Here is a 20,025-nt window from a genome sequence, read left to right as displayed (position 1 = left end):
ATGAAATTCCCTTCCAAAATTGATATGATAATACTATTGTATGTATTTCGCGAGGAGAGTAATGAAGTGAAAAATGCCCGCATCATCACAGAAGGCGCCATATCGGTGGCCATCTTTACTGTGTTTCTATTGTTTACGCTATATACACCGGTTATATCCGTAGTAGGCTTGCTCTTCCTGCCGCTACCGTTCATGCTCTACAGTCAAAAATTCGCCCATCGTGATGCGATGGTGATGTTGTTCGTAGGTATTGGGATCTCGTTCTTGTTCGGTGGTTTCCCCGGATTGGGCTTCGGTGTATTGGGCGCTTCCCTCGGGACGGCTATCGGCTGGGCGATAAAATCGGATATACAGAAAACCCACATCCTTTTGCTTGGAACCTTGGTGACCACCATCAATGCCGTAGTCGCTTATGTAATCTCCATTAAACTGCTTGGAATGGATGTCATCAAGGAGAGCCTGGACATGGCGAAGACTGTGGTGCATCAGAATTATGCAGCGATGACCGATCTTGGTTTCATCCAGCCTGATGACAAAAAGCTTGAGCAGATGGATAATTTGCTTAAATTGATGAACGTGACCACGCCAGCCGCATTTGCAATCGGGGCTGCACTATACACGTTCCTCATCCTGGCGATCAGCTTCCCGATCATGAAGCGCCTCGGAAGGAATGTCCCATCGTTCCTCCGGTTCCGGGACTGGAAGTTCCCAAAAAGCATCCTGTGGTACTACATCATATTGTTTGTGCTATCATTGGTCATTCAGCCCGAGAGCGGATCGTTTACATTCAGCGCCATCATCAACGTACAGATCATCCTTGGGATGCTGTTCACCATTCAAGGGCTTTCGTTCCTCTATTTCTTCGGCCACATGAAAAATTGGTCGAAAGGTTTAATGGTAGTAGTGACCATTATTTCAATCCCACTCCTTTCTCTCGTCCGGATTTTAGGTATAATTGACTTAGGATTCGATCTCAGAGAACGCTTAAAGAATAAGTCATAGAAAAAATTTGTTGCAGGAGCTGACAGTATGCCTTCTTATTTCAATAAGCGAATGATCCGCTACCCACTGTACGGTCTTGCTGCATTAACGCTTCTCTTACTGGTAGCAATCGTGTTTTATAACTGGATCCTTGCGTTTGCGGGGCTCCTCGTGTTCGGACTTGTCTTCTTCCTTGCCTTCTATTTCGAAGGTAGGTCACACGATGAGACGGAAGAGTACATCTCCACCCTCTCCTACAGGGTCAAACGCGTCGGTGAAGAAGCGCTCATGGAGATGCCGATTGGGATCATGCTGATCAATGACGAGTACTACATAGAATGGACCAATCCATTCCTCGCTTCTTGTTTCAACGAGGATACCGTCGTCGGAAGATCCCTTTATGATGTGGCGGACTCACTTGTCCCCTTGATCAAGCAAGAGGTAGACTCGGAAATCGTGACGATCAATGAACGGAAATATCATGTTGTATTAAAACTGAAAGAACGACTGCTGTATTTCTTCGATGTGACCGAACAGAAGGAGATCGAGAAGCAGTATCATGAAGAACGAACAAATATCGCCATCATCTATCTGGATAACTATGATGAGCTCACCCAGGGGATGGATGACCAGACCCGGAGCAGCCTCAACAGCCTGGTGACATCCAACCTCAACAAGTGGGCCCAGGAATACGGTGTCTTCCTTAAGAGAACATCGTCCGAGCGGTTCATCGCCGTCATCAACGATAAAGTCCTTCAGATTCTTGAAAAAGAAAAATTCGGGATCCTCGATGATGTCCGCGATTCCACATCCAAGCATAACGTCCCCCTTACCTTGAGCATCGGGGTTGGGACAGGCGTATCATCCCTGCCGGAACTCGGTACCCTCGCCCAGTCGAGCCTTGATCTTGCCCTCGGGCGCGGTGGAGACCAGGTCGCCATCAAGCAGACGAACGGGAAGGTCAAGTTCTACGGCGGGAAAACGAACCCGATGGAAAAACGGACCCGTGTCCGTGCCCGCGTCATCTCCCATGCCCTGAAGGAAATCATGGTGGAAAGCGACAAAGTCATCATCATGGGGCATAAACATCCCGATATGGATGCGATCGGAGCGGCCATTGGGATCCGCAAAGTGGCCCAGATGAATCAGCGCGACGGGTATGTGGTGCTGAATTTCAACGAAATCGACAACAGCGTCAAGCGCCTCATGAAGGAGATCAAAGGCAACGCCGATCTTCACAGCCGTTTCATCACGCCTGAAGAAGCACTAGAGATGGCGACGGATGATACGCTGCTCGTCGTCGTCGATACGCACAAGCCTTCCCTTGTCATCGAGGAGCGCCTCCTGAACAAGGTGGACAAGGTTGTCGTCATCGACCATCACAGACGGGGCGAGGACTTCATTCAGAACCCTCTCCTTGTGTATATGGAGCCATATGCCTCTTCAACGGCAGAGCTTGTCACAGAGCTCCTGGAGTATCAGCCGAAGCACGAGAAGATTTCCATGCTGGAAGCGACTTCGCTTCTCGCAGGGATCATAGTCGATACGAAAAGCTTCACTCTCCGGACAGGGTCCCGGACGTTCGATGCTGCCTCGTATTTGCGGGCGCAGGGAGCCGATACGGTCCTTGTCCAGAAGTTCCTCAAGGAGGACGTGGCCACATATATCAAACGGGCCCGCCTCATTGAAACCGTGGAGTTCTATCGGGATGGTGTCGCCATAGCCCATGCGCCGGACGAGGTCGTTTCCGATCCCGTCCTCATCGCCCAGGCAGCCGATACGCTCCTGACCATGGACGGTGTCATCGCCTCCTTCGTCATCTCGAAGCGGGATGAGGAGACGGTTGGTATCAGTGCCAGATCCCTTGGTGATGTAAACGTCCAGATCATCATGGAGAATCTTGAAGGCGGAGGCCACTTGAGCAATGCCGCCACCCAGCTGAAACATAAAACGGTCCAAGAAGCCGAAAAACTTCTGAAAGAAGCACTAGATGATTATTTCGAAGGGAGAAGAGAACTATGAAAGTCATTTTCTTAAAAGATGTAAAAGGTAAAGGTAAAAAAGGCGAAGTGAAAAACGTGGCAGATGGCTACGCACATAACTTCCTTCTCAAAAAAGGCCTGGCGGTAGAAGCAAGCAATGCCAACATCAGCCAGCTTGAGGGTCAAAAGAACAAAGAAAAGCAAATCGCACAGGAAGAACTTGAAGAAGCGAAAAAGCTCAAAGCAGCCATGGAAGAGCTTCAGGTCGAACTGAAAGCGAAATCCGGTGAAGGCGGCCGCCTGTTCGGTTCCATCACGAGCAAGCAGATTGCCGATGCCCTTAAAAAGCAGCATGACATCAAGGTAGACAAGCGCAAAATCGAGATGAACGACGCGATCCGCGCCCTTGGCTTCACGAACGTACCGGTCAAGCTCCATACCGATGTGTCAGCTACCCTTAAGGTCCACGTCACAGAAGAGTAAGAGATTGACATCTTCATTTCCAACGAAAACATGTTAAAATAGTACTAGATTGAAAAAAGGTGATTTGGATTCGGTCCAGGTCACTTTTTTTCCGTAAACGATACATGCCTCAAACATCAGCCTATAGTGGAAACCAAGAATTCCTCGTGCAGGAGGTCATATACAATGAACGAAATGTTTCAGGACCGGATCCCGCCTCAGAACATCGAAGCCGAACAGGCCGTACTGGGTGCGGTATTCCTGGAGCCAAGTGCTCTGACGACCACATCGGAGATCCTCATACCGGAGGACTTCTATCGTCATTCCCACCAAAAAATCTACAATGTGATGCTGAAGCTCGGTGACGGAGGGAAAGCCGTCGACCTGATCACGGTCACGGAAGAACTCGCTGCCGCCAAGGAACTCGAAGATGTGGGCGGAGTAGCCTACCTGAGTGAACTGGCCGGCTCCGTCCCGACGGCAGCCAACATCGAATATTATGCCAAGATCGTCGAAGAGAAGTCGCTTCTCCGCAGGCTGATCCGCACCGCCACCGACATCGCTTCAGACGGCTATGCCCGCGAAGATGAAGTCGACGCCCTTTTGGGAGAAGCCGAGAAAAACATCATGGAGGTCGCCCAGCGGAAAAACGCCGGAGCCTTCCACAACATCAAGGACGTCCTTGTCCGTACCTACGACAACATCGAGATCCTGACGAACCGCAAAGGGGACGTCACCGGAATCCCGACAGGCTTCGCCGATCTTGATCACATGACCGCCGGATTCCAGCGGAATGATCTCATCATCGTCGGTGCCCGTCCTTCCATGGGTAAGACCGCCTTCGCCCTGAATATCGCCCAGAACGTCGCCGTCAAGGCACGGGAAAACGTCGCGATCTTCAGTCTCGAGATGGGAGCAGAACAGCTCGTCATGCGTATGCTCTGTGCAGAAGGGAACATCAACGCCCAGAACCTCCGTACAGGTGACCTGAGCGACGAGGACTGGCGGAAGCTCACCATGGCCATGGGAAGCCTCTCCAACGCCGGTATCTTCATCGATGATACACCTGGTATCAAAGTCGGGGAGATCCGCTCCAAGTGTCGCCGCCTCGCTCAGGACCAGGGACTCGGTATGATCATGATCGACTACCTTCAGCTCATCCAAGGTAGCGGCCGCGCAGGCGAAAACCGTCAGCAAGAGGTATCGGAAATCTCCCGTGCCCTCAAAGGGCTCGCCCGTGAGCTCCAGGTACCCGTCATCGCCCTCTCCCAGCTCTCCCGTGGAGTCGAGCAACGTCAGGACAAACGCCCGATGATGTCCGACATCCGTGAATCCGGAAGCATCGAGCAGGATGCCGACATCGTCGCCTTCCTGTACCGCGAAGACTACTATGACAAAGAATCAGAGAACAAGAACATCATCGAAATCATCATCGCCAAACAGCGTAACGGTCCCGTTGGCGCCGTCTCACTGGCGTTCGTGAAAGAATACAATAAGTTCGTGAATCTGGAGCGTCGGTTTGATGATGCTCCTGCTTAGAGGGAGAGATCCGGTTTTGGCCGGGTCTCTTTTTTTTTGTGATCGTGAAAGTGGGGTGGGATGGCAGGAGGATCGCGGTGGATATGGAGTTAGAGTGTTGAGTGTTTAGAGAAGGTCCAGGTAGAGGTTGGAGCAGTTGGTTTGAATGGAGCATGGCGACGGGATTCGCAAAAAAGGAAACCCATTCGTATGTACCGTGCCACACTCGCAAATGAACATTCGAGCAGAATCGCCGTTCGCAAATAAAATGTTTGGATTCACAAATAAAATTCAAATAGTCACAAATATTTTTTTGAAAGTCGCAAGTAAATCCACTACTCTAGGCCCTGGGCGTCCTCAATAGGGTCCGAACGCCCTAAAATAGCCCGCGAAATAAGTCGGAATTTGGCGGTGAAGGTACAACTGGAAAATCACATCCAGTATCTCGCTGATAAATCACCCTGTTTTCAAAGTATCCCATACCTTTCACTCGAAAAAGGAAAAAGTCGCAAATAGACACCAACCATCCATCCATAACCGACCCCACTCAATCTCGCTACGAACCATCTATCAAACGACAAAAAGGAGGAAGCCATACACGGCTTCCTCCTTTCTACTTTCATTTATGAACCGATCGTCGCATTTTGATGGGAATGCAGCCTCGTAAAGATCCCGCCTGCGTCCGAAAGGAGCTCTTCGTGGGTCCCGTCTTCAGCAATGCCGTCTTCTGTGACGACGAGGATTCGGTCGACTTTCCGGATCGTGGCGAGCCTGTGGGCGATGACCAGGGTCGTGCGGTCCTTCGCCAGGTCGTTCAAGGCATCCTGGATGATTGCTTCTGTCTCCGTATCAAGGGCCGACGTCGCTTCATCGAGGATGAGAATGCGAGGATTCTTGAGGAACATCCTCGCGATGGACAGGCGCTGCTTCTGCCCGCCGGAGAGCTTGAGTCCACGCTCCCCGATCTCGGTGTCATATCCGTCAGGCAGGGAGGCGATGAGATCCGTCAGATGGGCGCGTCTTGCCGCCTCCTCGATCTCTTCCTGTGTCGCTCCCAGACGTCCGTAGGCGATGTTTTCACGCAGCGTACCGGCGAACAGGAAGACATCCTGCTGTACAATCCCGATCTGGGACCGTAGAGACGATTTCGTCATGTTGCGAACATCGATGCTATCGATGGTGATCGCTCCGTCCTGCACATCATAGAAGCGCGGGATGAGGGAGCAGATCGTCGTTTTTCCTGCACCGGATGGTCCGACGAATGCGACGGTCTGCCCCGGCTGGATCGTGAAGGAGAGGTCGTTCAGAATCGGACGTTCCGCTTCATATCCGAACGTCACATCACGGAAGGTGATGCGTCCTTCGAGACTTTCCACTTCCACCGCATTCGGACGGTCTTCGATATCCGGCTCTTGATCCATGAGCTCCGTGAAGCGCTTGAAGCCTGCCATTCCTTTCGGATAGAGCTCCAAAAGGGCAGAGATTTTATCAATCGGTTTGAACAGTACGTTGATGTATAGAATAAAGGCGACGAGCTCCCCGTAAGAAAGGGCGCCGCTGAACGTGAGCCATGCCCCGTACACGAGGATGACCAGCGTCATGAGCCTTGTAGTGATGTAGATCCCGGACAGATTCACGCTCATCACTTTGTACGCCTTCAATTTTGATTTGCGGAAGAACAAGTTGTTCTTGTTGAAGCGTTCCATCTCATAGGACTCGTTCGTGAATGATTGAACGACACGTGAGCCCGACACGCTGTCTTCCACGCGGCTGTTGACGTCGGCGATATTCCCATACATCTTGGTCCATGCCTTGTTCATCTTGATGTTGGAGTATGAAATCAGCCAGATGAGGAACGGCACGATGATGATTGCCACGAGGGCAAGCTTCACATTGATCGTCATCATGATCCAGAATGCGCCAAAGAAGGTCATGACGGCAATGAACAAGTCCTCGGGTCCGTGATGGGCAAGTTCCCCGATATCCATGAGGTCATTGGTCACGCGGCTCATGATATGCCCGGTCTTCGTATTATCGAAGAATCGGAATGACTGGCGCTGCACGTGATGGAACAGCTCCCGCCTCATGTCCGTCTCGATGTTGATCCCGAGCTTATGCCCCCAGTAGTTCACGACGAACTGCATGGAAGAGCTTATCAGATAGAGGAGCAGGAGGCCGATGCTGACCGATACGATCGTGCTCCAATTCCCTTCAGGAAGGAGGGAATCAATAAACCATGATACGGCCATAGGGAATCCAAGTTCCAGGACTCCGACGAGTACGGCACAGAAGAAATCAATATAAAAAAGCCGTCGATGGGGACGGTAATACGAGAAAAATCGTTTGATCATAGGACCACTCCACCTTTATGTATTAGACAAAACATAAGATAATTTTACCATAGCTCCGGTGTGGTGAGGAGAAAAGATTCACCAATTTTCACGAACGTATTTGATGATTGCAATAATAAATGTTCGTGTTTTCGTTGACTTTCTTCCAGCGAATTGATAAAATAAGCTTGTTTGAAAAAAGGGGAATCACGATTCCCGTCGGAGGTGCTCACATGTCTTCAGTAGTAGTAGTTGGAACACAATGGGGAGACGAAGGAAAAGGAAAGATCACTGATTTCCTTTCTGAACATGCAGAAGTAATCGCACGATACCAAGGCGGAAACAATGCCGGACACACCATCAAATTCGATGGCGAAACTTACAAATTACACTTGATCCCATCTGGAATCTTCTATAATGAAAAAATCTCTGTCATCGGAAACGGTATGGTCGTGGATCCGAAGGCACTCGTACAAGAATTGAAATACCTTCACGACCGTGACGTGAAAACAGACAGCCTGCGCATCAGCAACCGCGCCCACGTCATCCTTCCATATCACCTGAAGCTTGACGAAGTGGAAGAAGAGCGTAAAGGTGCCAACAAGATCGGTACAACGAAAAAAGGAATCGGCCCTGCATACATGGATAAAGCAGCACGTATCGGAATCCGTATCGCCGACCTTCTTGACCGCAAATCATTCGAAGAAAAGCTTGAACGCAATCTTGAAGAAAAGAACCGTCTCCTTGAGCGCTTCTACGAAACAGAAGGCTTCAAGATCGAAGACATCCTTGATGAGTACTATGAGTACGGTCAACAAATCAAGCATTACGTCGTCGATACATCTGTCGTTCTGAACGATGCCATCGACAACGGACGCCGCGTCCTATTCGAAGGAGCACAAGGTGTCATGCTCGATATCGATCAGGGTACATACCCGTTCGTTACCTCATCCAACCCGGTAGCTGGTGGAGTAACCATCGGTTCAGGTGTCGGCCCGACGAAGATCAACCACGTTGTCGGTGTATCAAAAGCGTACACGACCCGCGTAGGAGATGGCCCGTTCCCGACTGAACTGACAGACGAAATCGGTAACCAAATCCGTGAAGTCGGCCGCGAATACGGCACAACCACTGGCCGCGCCCGCCGCGTAGGCTGGTTCGACAGTGTCGTCGTCCGTCACGCACGCCGCGTCAGCGGATTGACTGATCTTTCATTGAACTCCATCGACGTCCTAACCGGCATCGAAACATTGAAAATCTGTGTCGCGTACAAGTACAAAGGCGAAATCATGGAAGAATTCCCGGCAAACCTCAACATCCTTGCCGAGTGCGAGCCTGTCTATGAAGAGCTTCCAGGCTGGACCGAAGACATCACCGGCTGCAAAACGCTCACAGAGCTTCCAGACAACGCACGTCACTACCTCGAGCGCGTATCACAGCTCACAGGTATCCCGCTATCCATCTTCTCTGTCGGACCAGACCGTTCACAGACGAACGTGGTTCGCAGCGTGTGGAGTGTACGATAAGAATTGCTTGATTTATGGACCTGGCCCTTTGGGGTTGGGTCTTTTTTTGATTGGTGTGGGTGTGGCGCGGTGGGGTCGAGTTGGCAAAATAGCGTCGTAGTTGGTAACAAAGTGTGGAAGTTGGGAGGTATCGTACAGTAGTGGTAATAACCTTTAAGGATTAGTAATAATATTCTCGGCAAATAGAAGAGTTGGTAATAAAATTTGAATTGTCGGTAGAAAAAAATCAATTGTCGGTAGAAAAAATTTAAAAGTCGGTAATAAAATCAGACCACCAACTTGAAAAAGTAAAAATTTCGGGCCCATAAAGAGGATTTTGGTACATTTCAGCGAAAAAGGTATGAATATTGTTAAAGGAGAGTGTTGCTATGAAGATAAAAGAGTTAGAAATCCCCGTAATCGTCCACAAGTTACAAGCCCTTTCCGAAAGAATGAAAGATTCCTCGAGTAAACTTCCTCATGTGAAATCAGACCTAAGTAAATTCCTATCCGGATACAACGGAGAGAAATCCCTTGAGTTTCATCTTACTTTTTTACAAGATGATCTCTATCATATTCTTCATGATGTCCGTTTACATGATGGAGAGCGGTTCTTTCAGATCGACGTTTTAATCATTTCCCCGTTTTTTGCGGTTATTGCTGAAGTGAAAAATCTCTCAGGTCATATCACGTTTGATGGGAAGTTTAATCAACTAATTCAAACTAAGAATGGCCAAGAGAGGGCATTTCCGGATCCACTGCTACAAGTACAACGGCAGATTACCCAATTTAGAGCTTGGTTAAAGAAAAGCTCACTTCCACAAGTTCCTCTGCACGGTATGATTGTTATGAGTAATCCTTATTCCGTTTTAACGTCTACAGATTATGAGGCAGATAATCTAATAGTAAAGCCTCCTTCTCTCGTATCCAGCATCGATACCATTAAGAAGCAATACGACAAGCCTTTTATCTCTCAGAAGGAACTGAAGAAGCTAACGAAACAGATTCTCATCCAGCATGAGCTAGATGAACGGCCCATATTAGACCGTTACGGGCTTGAAATAACCGATATCATCAACGGTGTCTTTTGTCCAGAGTGCAAGAGCTTTCCAATGCGACGTATTTATAAATACTGGACATGTCCCAGATGCTCCTGCCGATCGACCAGTGCCCATTTATCTGCTCTAAAAGACTATTACCTTCTCTTCGGAAAGACCATAACTAGTAAACAACTCAGAGAATTTCTGATGATTGACTCTTATCAACTTGCGACACGCCTCCTCCAATCCACCCCCCACCTAACCAAATCCGGCCACTACAAAAGCACGATCTACACCATTTCCGAGCAAATAAACCTTTAAATTATTCCCCGAGAAATAATTTTCGACGAAAAAAGACAAAAAACTATTGCAGTAGTGTTTTGCTCTGTGATAATATTAATTTCGTTGTCACGAAAGAGGCCTGATAGATGTAAGATATAAACGGCCGAATCGTGTTTATATATATCCTTTTTTAGAGCCATTAGCTCAGTTGGTAGAGCATCTGACTTTTAATCAGAGGGTCGAAGGTTCGAATCCTTCATGGCTCACCATTATTTTTGTGGCCCGTTGGTCAAGCGGTTAAGACACCGCCCTTTCACGGCGGTAACACGGGTTCGAATCCCGTACGGGTCATTTTTTCATTCCTTCATAGGGATTTAAAAATAGACGATCCACCATGTGGGTCGCAAATTTTTATTCGTGATTTGTCGAAATTTTCCGGAATTAAAAGGTTTCGGCGTTTGATGTGGGATGCATGGCATCCATGTCGAGTATGGTTCACGAATGTGTAGTAGATTTTTCCTCGCTAACGCGAAAGGGCAATGACAGCTCTTTTGCTGAAGCAAAGCTAATGTCCTTTATCTTCGCTAAGGCGAATACTAATGATAGCTATTTTGCTATCGCAAAAAGCTCTGGTCCGGTAGTTCAGTTGGTTAGAATGCCTGCCTGTCACGCAGGAGGTCGCGGGTTCGAGTCCCGTCCGGACCGCCATTTTCATATTGTGGCTCAGTAGCTCAGTTGGTAGAGCAATGGACTGAAAATCCATGTGTCGGCAGTTCGATTCTGTCCTGAGCCATTTATAAAAAGTACTGCGACGACGTTGCCTCTCGTAGTACTTTTTTATTATGTTTTTTTGTCATCCCTCTGTAATATTCCCCGCTCGTTTTACCCATGTTTCCCCATGTTTATTGCAATGTCCTTACATTCCCAATTCCCTCTATGACAGGCTTCAACACCTTTCTATCAATCGATTGTCCTAGTCGTTGCTACAGTTTTTTTACAATCATGATACATCAGCCCGGAATTCGTTGAAATATGGTAAATTGGGTTGGTATGAGTGATTGAAAGACTACTACGATAGACATGTATGTCTTGTAATAGGAGGAAAATCAATGAAATTCGGGTTACCATCATCACCGTTTCCCTCGCTAAAAAGAGCAGGTGCGATTGCCCTTGTGTTGGGAGCTTTTACGACGGCGTCGAGTGCTTCTGCCGCTGAGGATTTTAAGACGGTGTATCATGTATATATGGGTTCTGAGTATGTGGGGGCCGTGACGGATAAAGGGGAAGTAGATGCTGTGCTTGAGAAGAAGCTTTCCAACGCCATGGAAGAACATAAGGATGTCGATCTTGATTTTAATAAAGAAGTAACATACATACCTGAAGATGTATTTACGATTGAATCACAGGATCAGGACGTGTTGAATACGATCCAGAAGTCGGTTTCTGTCGAGGCGAATGCCTATGCCGTGGAGGTGGACGGTGAGCCGGTTGCATATGTGAAGGATGAGAAGGACGCTGAGGACGTGCTCAAGGCGTTCAAGCTCAAGCATGTGTCGAAGGATGAATTGAAAGAGTACGAGAATCGTAAGGACGACGAGTCCCTGCCGAAGCTCGGGGAGAATGAGTCCAGGATCCTGGATCTTTCGTTCAAGGAGCAGGTAGAGACGAAGGAAGCGAAGATCGATCCGGATGAAGTGGTTTCGGTGAAAGAGGCTGCGAAGGATCTTGAGTCTGGTAAAGTCGAAGAGAAGGATTACAAAGTGGAGCGAGGAGATAGCCTCGGGGAAATTGCCAAGGAGCATGACCTTTCCATGGATGACATCCTTGACTTGAACAAGGACGTGAAGGCAGACGAGGCGCTGAAGGTCGGCGAGAAGCTTGTGATCAAGGATTCTGAACCATTTCTTCATATGGTGGTGAAGAAGGAAGTCAACAAGCTTGAAGCAATCGACTATGAGAAGAAAGTAAAAGACGATGCGTCCATGACGAAGGGCGATACGAAGGTCGAGCAGGCCGGTAAAGAAGGCGAGAAATCCGTGACCTATGAGGTGACCGAGGAGAACGGCGCGGTTGAATCGAAGGACGTGAAGGATGAAGAAACGCTGAAGAAGCCGGAGGACTACATCGTCCTTAAAGGAACGAAGGAGATCCCGGGCCGTGGGAACGGAGACTTCATGTGGCCGACGAACGGTGGATACATTTCTTCCAAGCAGGGTGAGCGCTGGGGTAAATTCCATAAGGGAATCGACATCGCGCGTCCGACCGATCGCACAATCAAAACCGTTGATAACGGCGTTGTCGAGTCGGCCGGCTGGAATGACGGCGGATATGGCAACAAGATTGTCATTGATCACCAGAACGGATACAAGACAGTGTACGGACATATGGCATCTCTGTCTGTGAAGGCGGGTCAGAAGGTCGAGCAGGGCCAGAAAATCGGCGTGATGGGGGATACGGGGCAATCAACCGGTGTCCATCTGCACATCGAAGTGTATAAGGACGGAAAGATGCTGAATCCATTGGACGTACTTCATCAATAGATTTCATCACGAGGGGACTGACATCCATTTTGCAATGTCAGTCCCCTTTGTTATATTGGGAAAAAGGGGTTTTCTGAGTAAAAGATGATTTAATATGAAGAAAGTGATAAATTTAAAGAGAGAATCCTGAATCAAATTCGTTTAAATAAGGAGATCAATTCATATGGATAAGAAAATTCTAGTCGTTGACGATGAAAAACCCATTGCTGATATACTGCAGTTCAATTTGAAAAAGGAAGGATATGAGGTTCACTGTGCGTATGACGGAGATGAAGCCGTGCGTATGGCAGAGGAAATCAAGCCGGACCTTGTACTTCTTGATATTATGCTTCCAAACCGTGACGGCATGGAAGTGTGCCGTGAAATCCGGAAAAAATATGAGATGCCGATCATCATGCTGACGGCGAAGGACTCAGAGATCGACAAGGTCCTCGGTCTTGAGCTTGGTGCGGATGATTATGTGACCAAGCCATTCAGTACACGCGAGCTGATTGCCCGTGTGAAGGCGAATCTTCGTCGTCACCAGCAGGGTGCTGCCCAGGTGGAAGAGGATGAAAATAACGAAATCACGATTGGTTCACTCACGATCCACCCTGATGCGTATGTCGTGTCGAAGCGCGGAGATACCATTGAGCTGACTCATCGTGAGTTCGAGCTGCTTCATTATCTTGCGAAGCATATCGGACAAGTCATGACCCGTGAGCATCTCTTGCAGACGGTGTGGGGCTATGACTACTACGGAGATGTCCGTACGGTCGACGTAACGGTGCGTAGGCTCCGTGAGAAGATCGAGGATAATCCGAGCCATCCGACGTGGATCGTGACGCGACGGGGTGTCGGGTACTACTTGAGAAACCCAGAACAGGATTGATCGGATGAAGAAAGTCGGATTGACCCGTTCCATCCATCTTAAGTTCGTGATGATCTATGTACTCCTGATCCTGCTCGCCATGCAGATCATCGGGGTGTACTTTGTCCGCTCCCTTGAGGAACGGTTTGTGAATAACTTCAAGACCTCCATCCAGAATAGGGTGGAGATCCTTCAGTATACGGTGAAAGAAGAAATGCTCAAAACCCGGACCGACACAGATCCGAAGCTTGAGGACGATCTGAACCGGATCCTCCGGGATAGCAGAACGAACGATATCTCGGAAATCCGGGTGATCAACTCGAAGAGCCGGGTCATCGGGACGTCTGGACAGAATGAGCAGAACCTCATCGGCCAGGCAGCCGGGGAGAAGGAAGTCAAACGGGCCCTTGCCCTCGGTATCAACCATAATGATATTTATTTTGATAAAAAATCAGGCGATCGGATCTGGGTGTTCACGGAACCGATCGAGAGCAATAACGAAGTGATCGGAGCGATGTTCGTCGTCGGTCAGATCGAGACGGTCTATGATCAGATGAATGAAATCAATGCCATCTTCACGAGGGGGACGATCATCGCCCTTGTCATCACGGCGATCCTCGGGGTGCTCCTCGCCCAGACGATCACGCGACCGATATCCGATATGCGGAAGCAGGCCCTGGCCATGTCGAAGGGGAATTTCTCCCGGAAGGTCAAGGTGTACGGGTATGATGAAATCGGTCAGCTCGCCATCACCTTCAATAATCTGACGAAGCGGCTCCAGGATTCCCAGGCCTCGACGGAAGGGGAGCGAAGGAAGCTGTCGTCTGTCCTTTCCTATATGACGGACGGGGTCATTGCCACCGACCGGAAAGGCCGGGTCATCCTCATCAACGATCCCGCAGCGAATATGCTGAATGTTTCACGTGAAACGGTGGTGTCGCAGCCGATCGTTTCCCTCCTGGGGATCGAAGAAGAGTATAGCTTCGAGGACCTTTCCAATACCCAGGATTCGATCATCCTGGACTATAGTACAAATGAAAAGCCTTATATCCTGCGCGCGAATTTCTCCATCATCCAGAAGGAGACGGGCTTCGTGAACGGTCTGATCACCGTGCTTCATGATATTACGGAGCAGGAGAAAATCGATCTGGAACGCCGTGAATTCGTGGCGAACGTGTCCCACGAGCTGCGGACGCCGCTCACGACGATGCGAAGCTACCTGGAGGCCCTTGCAGAAGGAGCGTGGCAGGATGAGAATATCGCACCGCGATTCCTCGATGTGACCCAGAATGAAACCGAGCGGATGATCCGCCTCGTCAATGATCTGCTGCAGCTGTCGAAGATGGACAGCAAGGACTACCGGTTCAACCGGGACTGGATGGACTTCATCGGATTCTTCCATAAGATCATCGATCGCTTCGAAATGTCGAAGAATCAGGATGTCCGATTTGTGCGGATCCTTCCTGATCAGGCGATGTTCGTCGAGATCGATCAAGATAAAATCACGCAGGTTCTGGATAATATTATTTCCAATGCCCTCAAGTACTCACCGGAAGGCGGGACGATCACGTTCATCGTCGAGGAGAAGAACGGGTTCATTGAAATCAGTATTTCCGACCAGGGGCTCGGGATTCCGAAAGATAATCTCGGTAAAATCTTCGAGCGGTTCTATCGCGTCGATAAAGCGCGGACCCGTCAAATGGGTGGAACCGGCCTTGGTCTTGCCATCGCGAAGGAAATGATCACTGCCCATGGTGGCGATATCTGGGCGGACAGTGTAGAAGGAAAAGGGACGACCATCACCTTTACCCTGCCGTATGACGCTCTTCAAGAGGATGATTGGTCATGAACTACGAAAAATTTAAATCCATACTGCTGACCGTCCTTGTGGCGATCAGCATCTTCCTGACCTATAGCCTATGGACGTATCAACCGCGTTACGAAACGATCGAGGACCAAGATAGCCCCGTGAAAGTGACCGTCGGGGAGAAGCGCCCGGAAGATGAGCTTGTGCCTTCCTTGATCAAGCCGTTCAAGCTTCTTTACCATCAGGCCGATAAGACCCTAGGTACGTCGAATCAAAAAGAGATCGATAAGGTGATGGAGGATATCGGGACGTGGAACGTCTACGATTTCTCCCAGGTGCAATTGAATGAACAGGACTTGAAAGAGGTGTCCAAGGGAGAGAATCGCATCGAGATCATCTTCCCGGATAACGTCCCTCTATCGGTCTACAGCCAGATCTTGAATCTGGACAGTTCGTCTGTTCCGAAAGCTGATTTTGATCGCCTCATCATCGACTTGAATGATAAAGGCCTTGATTCCAGTGCCGTCTTCTTCCTACCGAAGGAAGCGGATAAAGGGGGGGCAAGCGTCTACACAGCCCGTGTCGATCAGAACAGTGTCAATACGTTCGCCAGTCGATACTTGAAAAAGCTTTCCCTTCAGTATACAGAGTATATGGAATATCCATTGACGGATGACCGGACGATCTATCTGCCGCTTGCCAAGGATGAATACATCAGCTACCAATATTTCACCGATCTTGATTCCATAGAGGACTATAAGAACGCCCTATTTGTGGACGGGAAGAGCATCAATCTGTCCTCGAACGGAAACGTTGACACGTATATCTCGGTGTACAACCTGTTGACGGTGAATAAAGATTACAACACGCTCTCCTTCGTGTATCCGACGGAGGAAAAAGCCGATCCGTGGCCGTCTTCCTACCTCCTGACAGAAACCATGAGCTTCGTCAATGATCACGGCGGATGGACGGATAAGAACTTCCAATATTTCTCCATCAATCCGGATCAGAATAAAGTCACTTATCGACTCTTCGTTCAGAATCTCCCGGTATTCAATGACCAAGGGATGGCGGAAATCACCGAAACGGTGGGGAATTCTTCAGTCAGCAAGTACAGTCGGCCGTATTTCACCCTGGACTTCTCATCCAGCGACTTCTCTTCAAGTGCGGTGTCAAAAGAGAAGCTTCCGAGCGGATCTTCTGTCATCACGATGCTCCAAGACGCGAAGAGTATCGATCTGGATTCCGTGCAGGATATCGTGGTCGGGTACAAGATGACCCGAAACCCGGAGGATAGCCGGAAGTTGAACTTTGAGCCTTCCTGGTATTATAAGTACGACGGTAATTGGATCAGGTTGGATACGGAGCAAAAGGAGGATGTCTTGAATGGATTGGAGTAAGACGAAAACGATCTTCATCGTCGTATTTCTCATCTTGAACGTCTTCCTGGTCTCCACGTTCATCAGAAAGGTTTCTGAAAGCAACCTTGATACCCTCGGTCAGTGGACAATTGATGAACAGCTGAAGTCTGAGAATATCAAGTATCCGAAGGACCTCTCCAATGAAGTCGTGAGGGAACCGTATATCGAAGCGGTGGCGAAGAAGTTCAAATCAGAGGATCTGAAGGACTTGAAAAATCAGGATGCTCGAATTATGAACGAGAATACGATAAACTCAGTATTGAAGGATCCTTTACCGATCAGTGAGAAATTCAAGCCCGAAGAACTCAATGAATTCATGAAGGTGAACATGATCGATGGGGACAAGTACAGCTACTGGGATTTCGATAAAGAAAAAGGAACGATCACCTATTTCCAGACGTACAAGGATAGGAAGATCTACAATAATACGAACGGGATGATCGTGTTCCAGCTCAATCAGAACAATGAAATCGTCTCGTACACCCAGACGATGTTCGATAGCATCAAGGAACTGAGCGACGAGCAAAAACCGATCATTACCCCGTTTTCGGCGTTCAGCAACCTCTATAACACCCAGCGCATTCCTGCTGGCAGCACAGTGGAACGGCCGGTCCTCGGCTACTCCACCTTTGTCCCTTGGGAGGAGTCCCAGGTGCTGGCCCCCACATGGCATTTTGTCGTGAAGAACGGGGATGAGGAAGAGGATTACTATCAGAACGCCTTCGAAGGTCAATTCTTGGAGACGAGCACGACAGATAAAGACAAACCATTGGAGTGAGAGAAACATGAGCATGCATTTTAGTGTACTTGCTTCCGGCAGTACAGGAAATGCCATATTCGTTGAGAACGAAGAGCACTCCTTCCTCGTCGATGCCGGCTTCAGCGGCAAGCAGATGGAAGGATTGTTCAGCCAGATCGGACGGAAGATCGAAGACCTGTCCGGCATCCTCGTCACCCATGAGCATAGCGATCACATCAAGGGACTCGGCGTCCTTGCACGGAAGTACAAGCTTCCCATCTATGCGAATCAGAAGACGTGGAACGCCATGGACGGTCTAGTGGGGAATATCGACACCGAGCAGAAATTCACCTTTGACATGGAAACGGCCAAGCATTTCGGTGGCATAAGCATCGAGTCATTCGGTGTGTCCCATGATGCAGCGGAGCCGATGTTCTATGTGTTCCATCAAGGGGAGAAGAAACTCGTCCTCATGACGGATACAGGCTACGTGAGCGACCGTATGAAGGGCATCATTGCGAATGCCGATACGTATGTGTTCGAGAGCAATCATGACGTGGGGATGCTCCGTATGGGACGTTACCCGTGGAACATCAAGCGACGCATCCTGAGCGATGTGGGGCATGTGTCGAATGAAGATGCGGCGGTTGCCATGGCCGAGGTGGCTGGCGACCGGACGAAGAATTTTTATTTGGCGCATTTGAGCTTGGATAATAATATGAAGGATCTGGCAAGGATGAGCGTTTCGCAGACGTTGGAGACGAAGGGCATTCTTGTTGGGGAGCAGTTTGATTTGTTGGATACGGATCCAAAGGTTCCTACGCCGCTTGTGGCTGTGTGATGGAAGGTTTATCCTTTGTTTGGCAAGGGGTAGAGTAAGGGTGGAGGCTTTCGGGTCTTCATCCTTTTTTGTATTTTAATCAGGTATAGCTGATAGAGAGCGTTTTGAGATGGGATGTTTCGTTCCGCTTCGGCCGACCGCTTTCCTGCGGAGAGGAAGTCGAGCCTCCTCGTGCCTGCGGGGTCTCGACCTTTCCTCTGGTTTCCGCGGGAGTCGGTCGGCCTTCGCTGCACTGCACTAGTGGTTGATATGAGGTGTTAGTGTATTGATCAATCCTCTTTCCCCCAATCTTAGTTGTGTGTTGAATAGAAAATATGGGTTTTTGCACCTTGAATGTTCACAAAATTGCCTCTATATCATCATGGTTTTCTTACTTTTTTTTCATCAGTTTCTAATTTAATCTGACTATAATGAGGGTAGTAAAGAAAAACTAACGAATGGACTAATAATGGAGAAAGGATGAAGAATAGATGGGATATTATGATCAGGGCCCCTCTTCGGAGAATAGGGAAAGAAGGAGACGAGGAGGCGGTGGGATTTTCTTCTCGGGTTTGATTGGTGTGATTGTCGGTGCGCTTTTGGTGCTGGTGGCGGTGCCTCAGTTGACCGGGACCGATTTGTTCGGTTCGAATAATAATGCGAACGGTGTGACCACTGAGAATAAAGTGGACAGTGCAAAAACGGAGAATGTGGCCGTTGATGTCTCGTCGGATGTCACGAAAGCCGTTGAAAAAGCCGGGGATTCCGTTGTCGGGATCAGCAACATCCAGTCTCAGAGCTTCTGGGGTCAATCCGGTAATGACGGATCTCAAACCCAGGAAGCGGGATCGGGTTCAGGTGTCATCTACAAGCGTGAAGGGGACAAGGTCCTCATCGTCACGAACAACCACGTCATTGAAGGGGCCGATCAGCTTGAAGTCACCCTTTCAGATGGGTCCAAAGTAAAAGCGAACGCTCGCGGTGCCGATCAGTGGACGGATCTAGCCGTCATTGAAATCGATGGCAGCAATGTTAAAGACAGTGCCATCGCGAAATTCGGTGACTCTGATAAATTGAAACAGGGTGAACCGGTCATCGCCATCGGAAACCCCCTTGGTCTTCAATTCTCTGGTTCCGTAACACAAGGAATTGTGTCAGGTGTGAACCGTACCATTCCGGTTGATATCAACCAGGACGGCGTGGAAGACTGGAACACCGAAGTCATCCAGACGGATGCGGCCATCAACCCTGGTAACAGCGGTGGGGCCCTCGTCAATATTTCCGGACAGCTTGTCGGAATCAACTCCATGAAGATTGCTCAGGACGCCGTTGAAGGAATCGGCCTTGCCATCCCGATCAACTCGGCTCAACCAATCATAGAAGACCTTGAGCAGCATGGAGAAGTGAAACGTCCTTCAATGGGAATCACACTTCAAGATGTGAGCGAAGTATCATCGTATCACCAACAAGAAACGTTGAAGCTTCCTAAAGATGTGAAATCAGGCGTGTTGGTTCGTCAGGTAATGCCGAATTCACCGGCAGCACAAGCGAAGCTGCAAGAGCTTGATGTCATCGTTGAGCTTGATGGTGAAAAAGTCGAAAGCACAGTCGACTTGCGTAAACATCTTTACACCAAGAAAAAAGTCGGTGACTCCATGAAGGTGAAATTCTACCGGGATGGAAAACTCCAGGAAGTTACCATGAAATTAACGGATGAATCACAATTGTAATTTGTGGATAAAGAAAAA

Annotated in this window: 14 protein-coding genes and 4 tRNA genes; 17 read left to right on the top strand and 1 reads right to left on the bottom strand. The window is 49.0% G+C overall.

Features of this window, described 5'->3' with window-relative positions; all coding sequences use genetic code 11:
• Positions 1 to 66: 66 nt before the first annotated feature.
• The 4 genes from K6T23_RS21960 to dnaB all read left to right on the top strand — a co-directional run bounded on the left by K6T23_RS21960 (position 67) and on the right by dnaB (position 4,964).
• A complete protein-coding gene (locus K6T23_RS21960; RefSeq protein WP_162244171.1) occupies positions 67 to 1,002 on the top strand; it encodes a YybS family protein in 936 nt (311 codons plus the stop codon).
• Between the two features lie 27 nt (positions 1,003 to 1,029).
• Positions 1,030 to 3,003 carry a DHH family phosphoesterase gene (locus K6T23_RS21955; RefSeq protein WP_238283349.1) on the top strand — a complete coding sequence of 658 codons (1,974 nt, stop codon included), beginning with the start codon at positions 1,030 to 1,032 and terminating at the stop codon, positions 3,001 to 3,003.
• A complete protein-coding gene (gene rplI / locus K6T23_RS21950) occupies positions 3,000 to 3,446 on the top strand; it encodes a 50S ribosomal protein L9 (RefSeq protein ID WP_056539898.1) in 447 nt (148 codons plus the stop codon). The genes K6T23_RS21955 and rplI overlap by 4 nt, the downstream gene beginning before the upstream one ends.
• A 165-nt stretch (positions 3,447 to 3,611) precedes the next feature.
• On the top strand, positions 3,612 to 4,964 hold the full coding sequence (gene dnaB / locus K6T23_RS21945; RefSeq protein ID WP_048004594.1) for a replicative DNA helicase: 1,353 nt from the start codon (positions 3,612 to 3,614) through the stop codon (positions 4,962 to 4,964).
• 602 nt (positions 4,965 to 5,566) lie between these two features.
• Here the strand turns inward: dnaB and K6T23_RS21940 are convergent.
• Positions 5,567 to 7,294 (bottom strand): ABC transporter ATP-binding protein, encoded by a 1,728-nt coding sequence (locus K6T23_RS21940; RefSeq protein WP_238283348.1) that lies wholly within the window; start codon positions 7,292 to 7,294, stop codon positions 5,567 to 5,569.
• 212 nt (positions 7,295 to 7,506) lie between these two features.
• Between K6T23_RS21940 and K6T23_RS21935 the strand changes: the two genes are divergently transcribed.
• The 13 genes from K6T23_RS21935 to K6T23_RS21875 all read left to right on the top strand — a co-directional run bounded on the left by K6T23_RS21935 (position 7,507) and on the right by K6T23_RS21875 (position 20,007).
• The gene (locus K6T23_RS21935) at positions 7,507 to 8,799 is read left to right on the top strand and encodes an adenylosuccinate synthase (RefSeq protein WP_053429889.1); all 1,293 of its coding nucleotides are present in this window, start codon (positions 7,507 to 7,509) and stop codon (positions 8,797 to 8,799) included.
• Positions 8,800 to 9,167: 368 nt separating this feature from the next.
• Positions 9,168 to 10,139, top strand: coding sequence for a nuclease-related domain-containing protein (locus K6T23_RS21930; RefSeq protein ID WP_238283347.1), 972 nt, complete (start codon positions 9,168 to 9,170; stop codon positions 10,137 to 10,139).
• A gap of 154 nt (positions 10,140 to 10,293) precedes the next feature.
• Positions 10,294 to 10,369, top strand: a tRNA-Lys gene (locus K6T23_RS21925).
• Between the two features lie 10 nt (positions 10,370 to 10,379).
• Positions 10,380 to 10,451 (top strand) — tRNA-Glu (locus K6T23_RS21920).
• 280 nt (positions 10,452 to 10,731) lie between these two features.
• Positions 10,732 to 10,808, top strand: a tRNA-Asp gene (locus K6T23_RS21915).
• 12 nt (positions 10,809 to 10,820) lie between these two features.
• Positions 10,821 to 10,893 (top strand) — tRNA-Phe (locus K6T23_RS21910).
• 316 nt (positions 10,894 to 11,209) lie between these two features.
• Complete coding sequence (locus tag K6T23_RS21905; protein ID WP_238283346.1) at positions 11,210 to 12,640, top strand: peptidoglycan DD-metalloendopeptidase family protein; 1,431 nt, start codon at positions 11,210 to 11,212, stop codon at positions 12,638 to 12,640.
• Between the two features lie 163 nt (positions 12,641 to 12,803).
• Entirely contained in the window at positions 12,804 to 13,511 is a 708-nt protein-coding gene (gene yycF / locus K6T23_RS21900) for a response regulator YycF (RefSeq protein WP_053429886.1), read from the top strand.
• A 4-nt stretch (positions 13,512 to 13,515) separates the two neighbouring features.
• Positions 13,516 to 15,339 (top strand): cell wall metabolism sensor histidine kinase WalK, encoded by a 1,824-nt coding sequence (gene walK / locus K6T23_RS21895; protein ID WP_056539883.1) that lies wholly within the window; start codon positions 13,516 to 13,518, stop codon positions 15,337 to 15,339.
• On the top strand, positions 15,336 to 16,697 hold the full coding sequence (locus K6T23_RS21890; RefSeq protein WP_056539880.1) for a YycH family regulatory protein: 1,362 nt from the start codon (positions 15,336 to 15,338) through the stop codon (positions 16,695 to 16,697). Before walK ends, K6T23_RS21890 begins: the two co-directional genes overlap by 4 nt.
• Positions 16,684 to 17,496 (top strand): two-component system regulatory protein YycI, encoded by an 813-nt coding sequence (locus K6T23_RS21885; RefSeq protein ID WP_056539877.1) that lies wholly within the window; start codon positions 16,684 to 16,686, stop codon positions 17,494 to 17,496. Before K6T23_RS21890 ends, K6T23_RS21885 begins: the two co-directional genes overlap by 14 nt.
• A 7-nt stretch (positions 17,497 to 17,503) precedes the next feature.
• Positions 17,504 to 18,298, top strand: coding sequence for an MBL fold metallo-hydrolase (locus K6T23_RS21880; RefSeq protein WP_056539874.1), 795 nt, complete (start codon positions 17,504 to 17,506; stop codon positions 18,296 to 18,298).
• A 470-nt stretch (positions 18,299 to 18,768) separates the two neighbouring features.
• Complete coding sequence (locus tag K6T23_RS21875) at positions 18,769 to 20,007, top strand: S1C family serine protease (protein ID WP_079513928.1); 1,239 nt, start codon at positions 18,769 to 18,771, stop codon at positions 20,005 to 20,007.
• Positions 20,008 to 20,025 lie beyond the last annotated feature (18 nt).

Source organism: Rossellomorea marisflavi, assembly GCF_022170785.1.
GTDB lineage: Bacteria > Bacillota > Bacilli > Bacillales > Bacillaceae_B > Rossellomorea > Rossellomorea marisflavi_B.
Note: the sequence above shows the minus strand (reverse complement) of the source record. Positions and strands in the feature narration are given on the sequence as shown.

Excerpts from the sequence above, each read along its gene's own strand:
- K6T23_RS21890 (WP_056539880.1), top strand. The coding sequence starts at position 15,336 with ATGAACTACGAAAAATTTAAATCCATACTGCTGACCGTCCTTGTGGCG.
- K6T23_RS21930 (WP_238283347.1), top strand. The coding sequence starts at position 9,168 with ATGAAGATAAAAGAGTTAGAAATCCCCGTAATCGTCCACAAGTTACAA.
- K6T23_RS21880 (WP_056539874.1), top strand. The coding sequence starts at position 17,504 with ATGAGCATGCATTTTAGTGTACTTGCTTCCGGCAGTACAGGAAATGCC.
- K6T23_RS21885 (WP_056539877.1), top strand. The coding sequence starts at position 16,684 with ATGGATTGGAGTAAGACGAAAACGATCTTCATCGTCGTATTTCTCATC.
- yycF (WP_053429886.1), top strand. The coding sequence starts at position 12,804 with ATGGATAAGAAAATTCTAGTCGTTGACGATGAAAAACCCATTGCTGAT.
- K6T23_RS21940 (WP_238283348.1), bottom strand. The coding sequence starts at position 7,294 with ATGATCAAACGATTTTTCTCGTATTACCGTCCCCATCGACGGCTTTTT.
- K6T23_RS21875 (WP_079513928.1), top strand. The coding sequence starts at position 18,769 with ATGGGATATTATGATCAGGGCCCCTCTTCGGAGAATAGGGAAAGAAGG.
- rplI (WP_056539898.1), top strand. The coding sequence starts at position 3,000 with ATGAAAGTCATTTTCTTAAAAGATGTAAAAGGTAAAGGTAAAAAAGGC.
- K6T23_RS21905 (WP_238283346.1), top strand. The coding sequence starts at position 11,210 with ATGAAATTCGGGTTACCATCATCACCGTTTCCCTCGCTAAAAAGAGCA.
- dnaB (WP_048004594.1), top strand. The coding sequence starts at position 3,612 with ATGAACGAAATGTTTCAGGACCGGATCCCGCCTCAGAACATCGAAGCC.
- walK (WP_056539883.1), top strand. The coding sequence starts at position 13,516 with ATGAAGAAAGTCGGATTGACCCGTTCCATCCATCTTAAGTTCGTGATG.
- K6T23_RS21955 (WP_238283349.1), top strand. The coding sequence starts at position 1,030 with ATGCCTTCTTATTTCAATAAGCGAATGATCCGCTACCCACTGTACGGT.
- K6T23_RS21935 (WP_053429889.1), top strand. The coding sequence starts at position 7,507 with ATGTCTTCAGTAGTAGTAGTTGGAACACAATGGGGAGACGAAGGAAAA.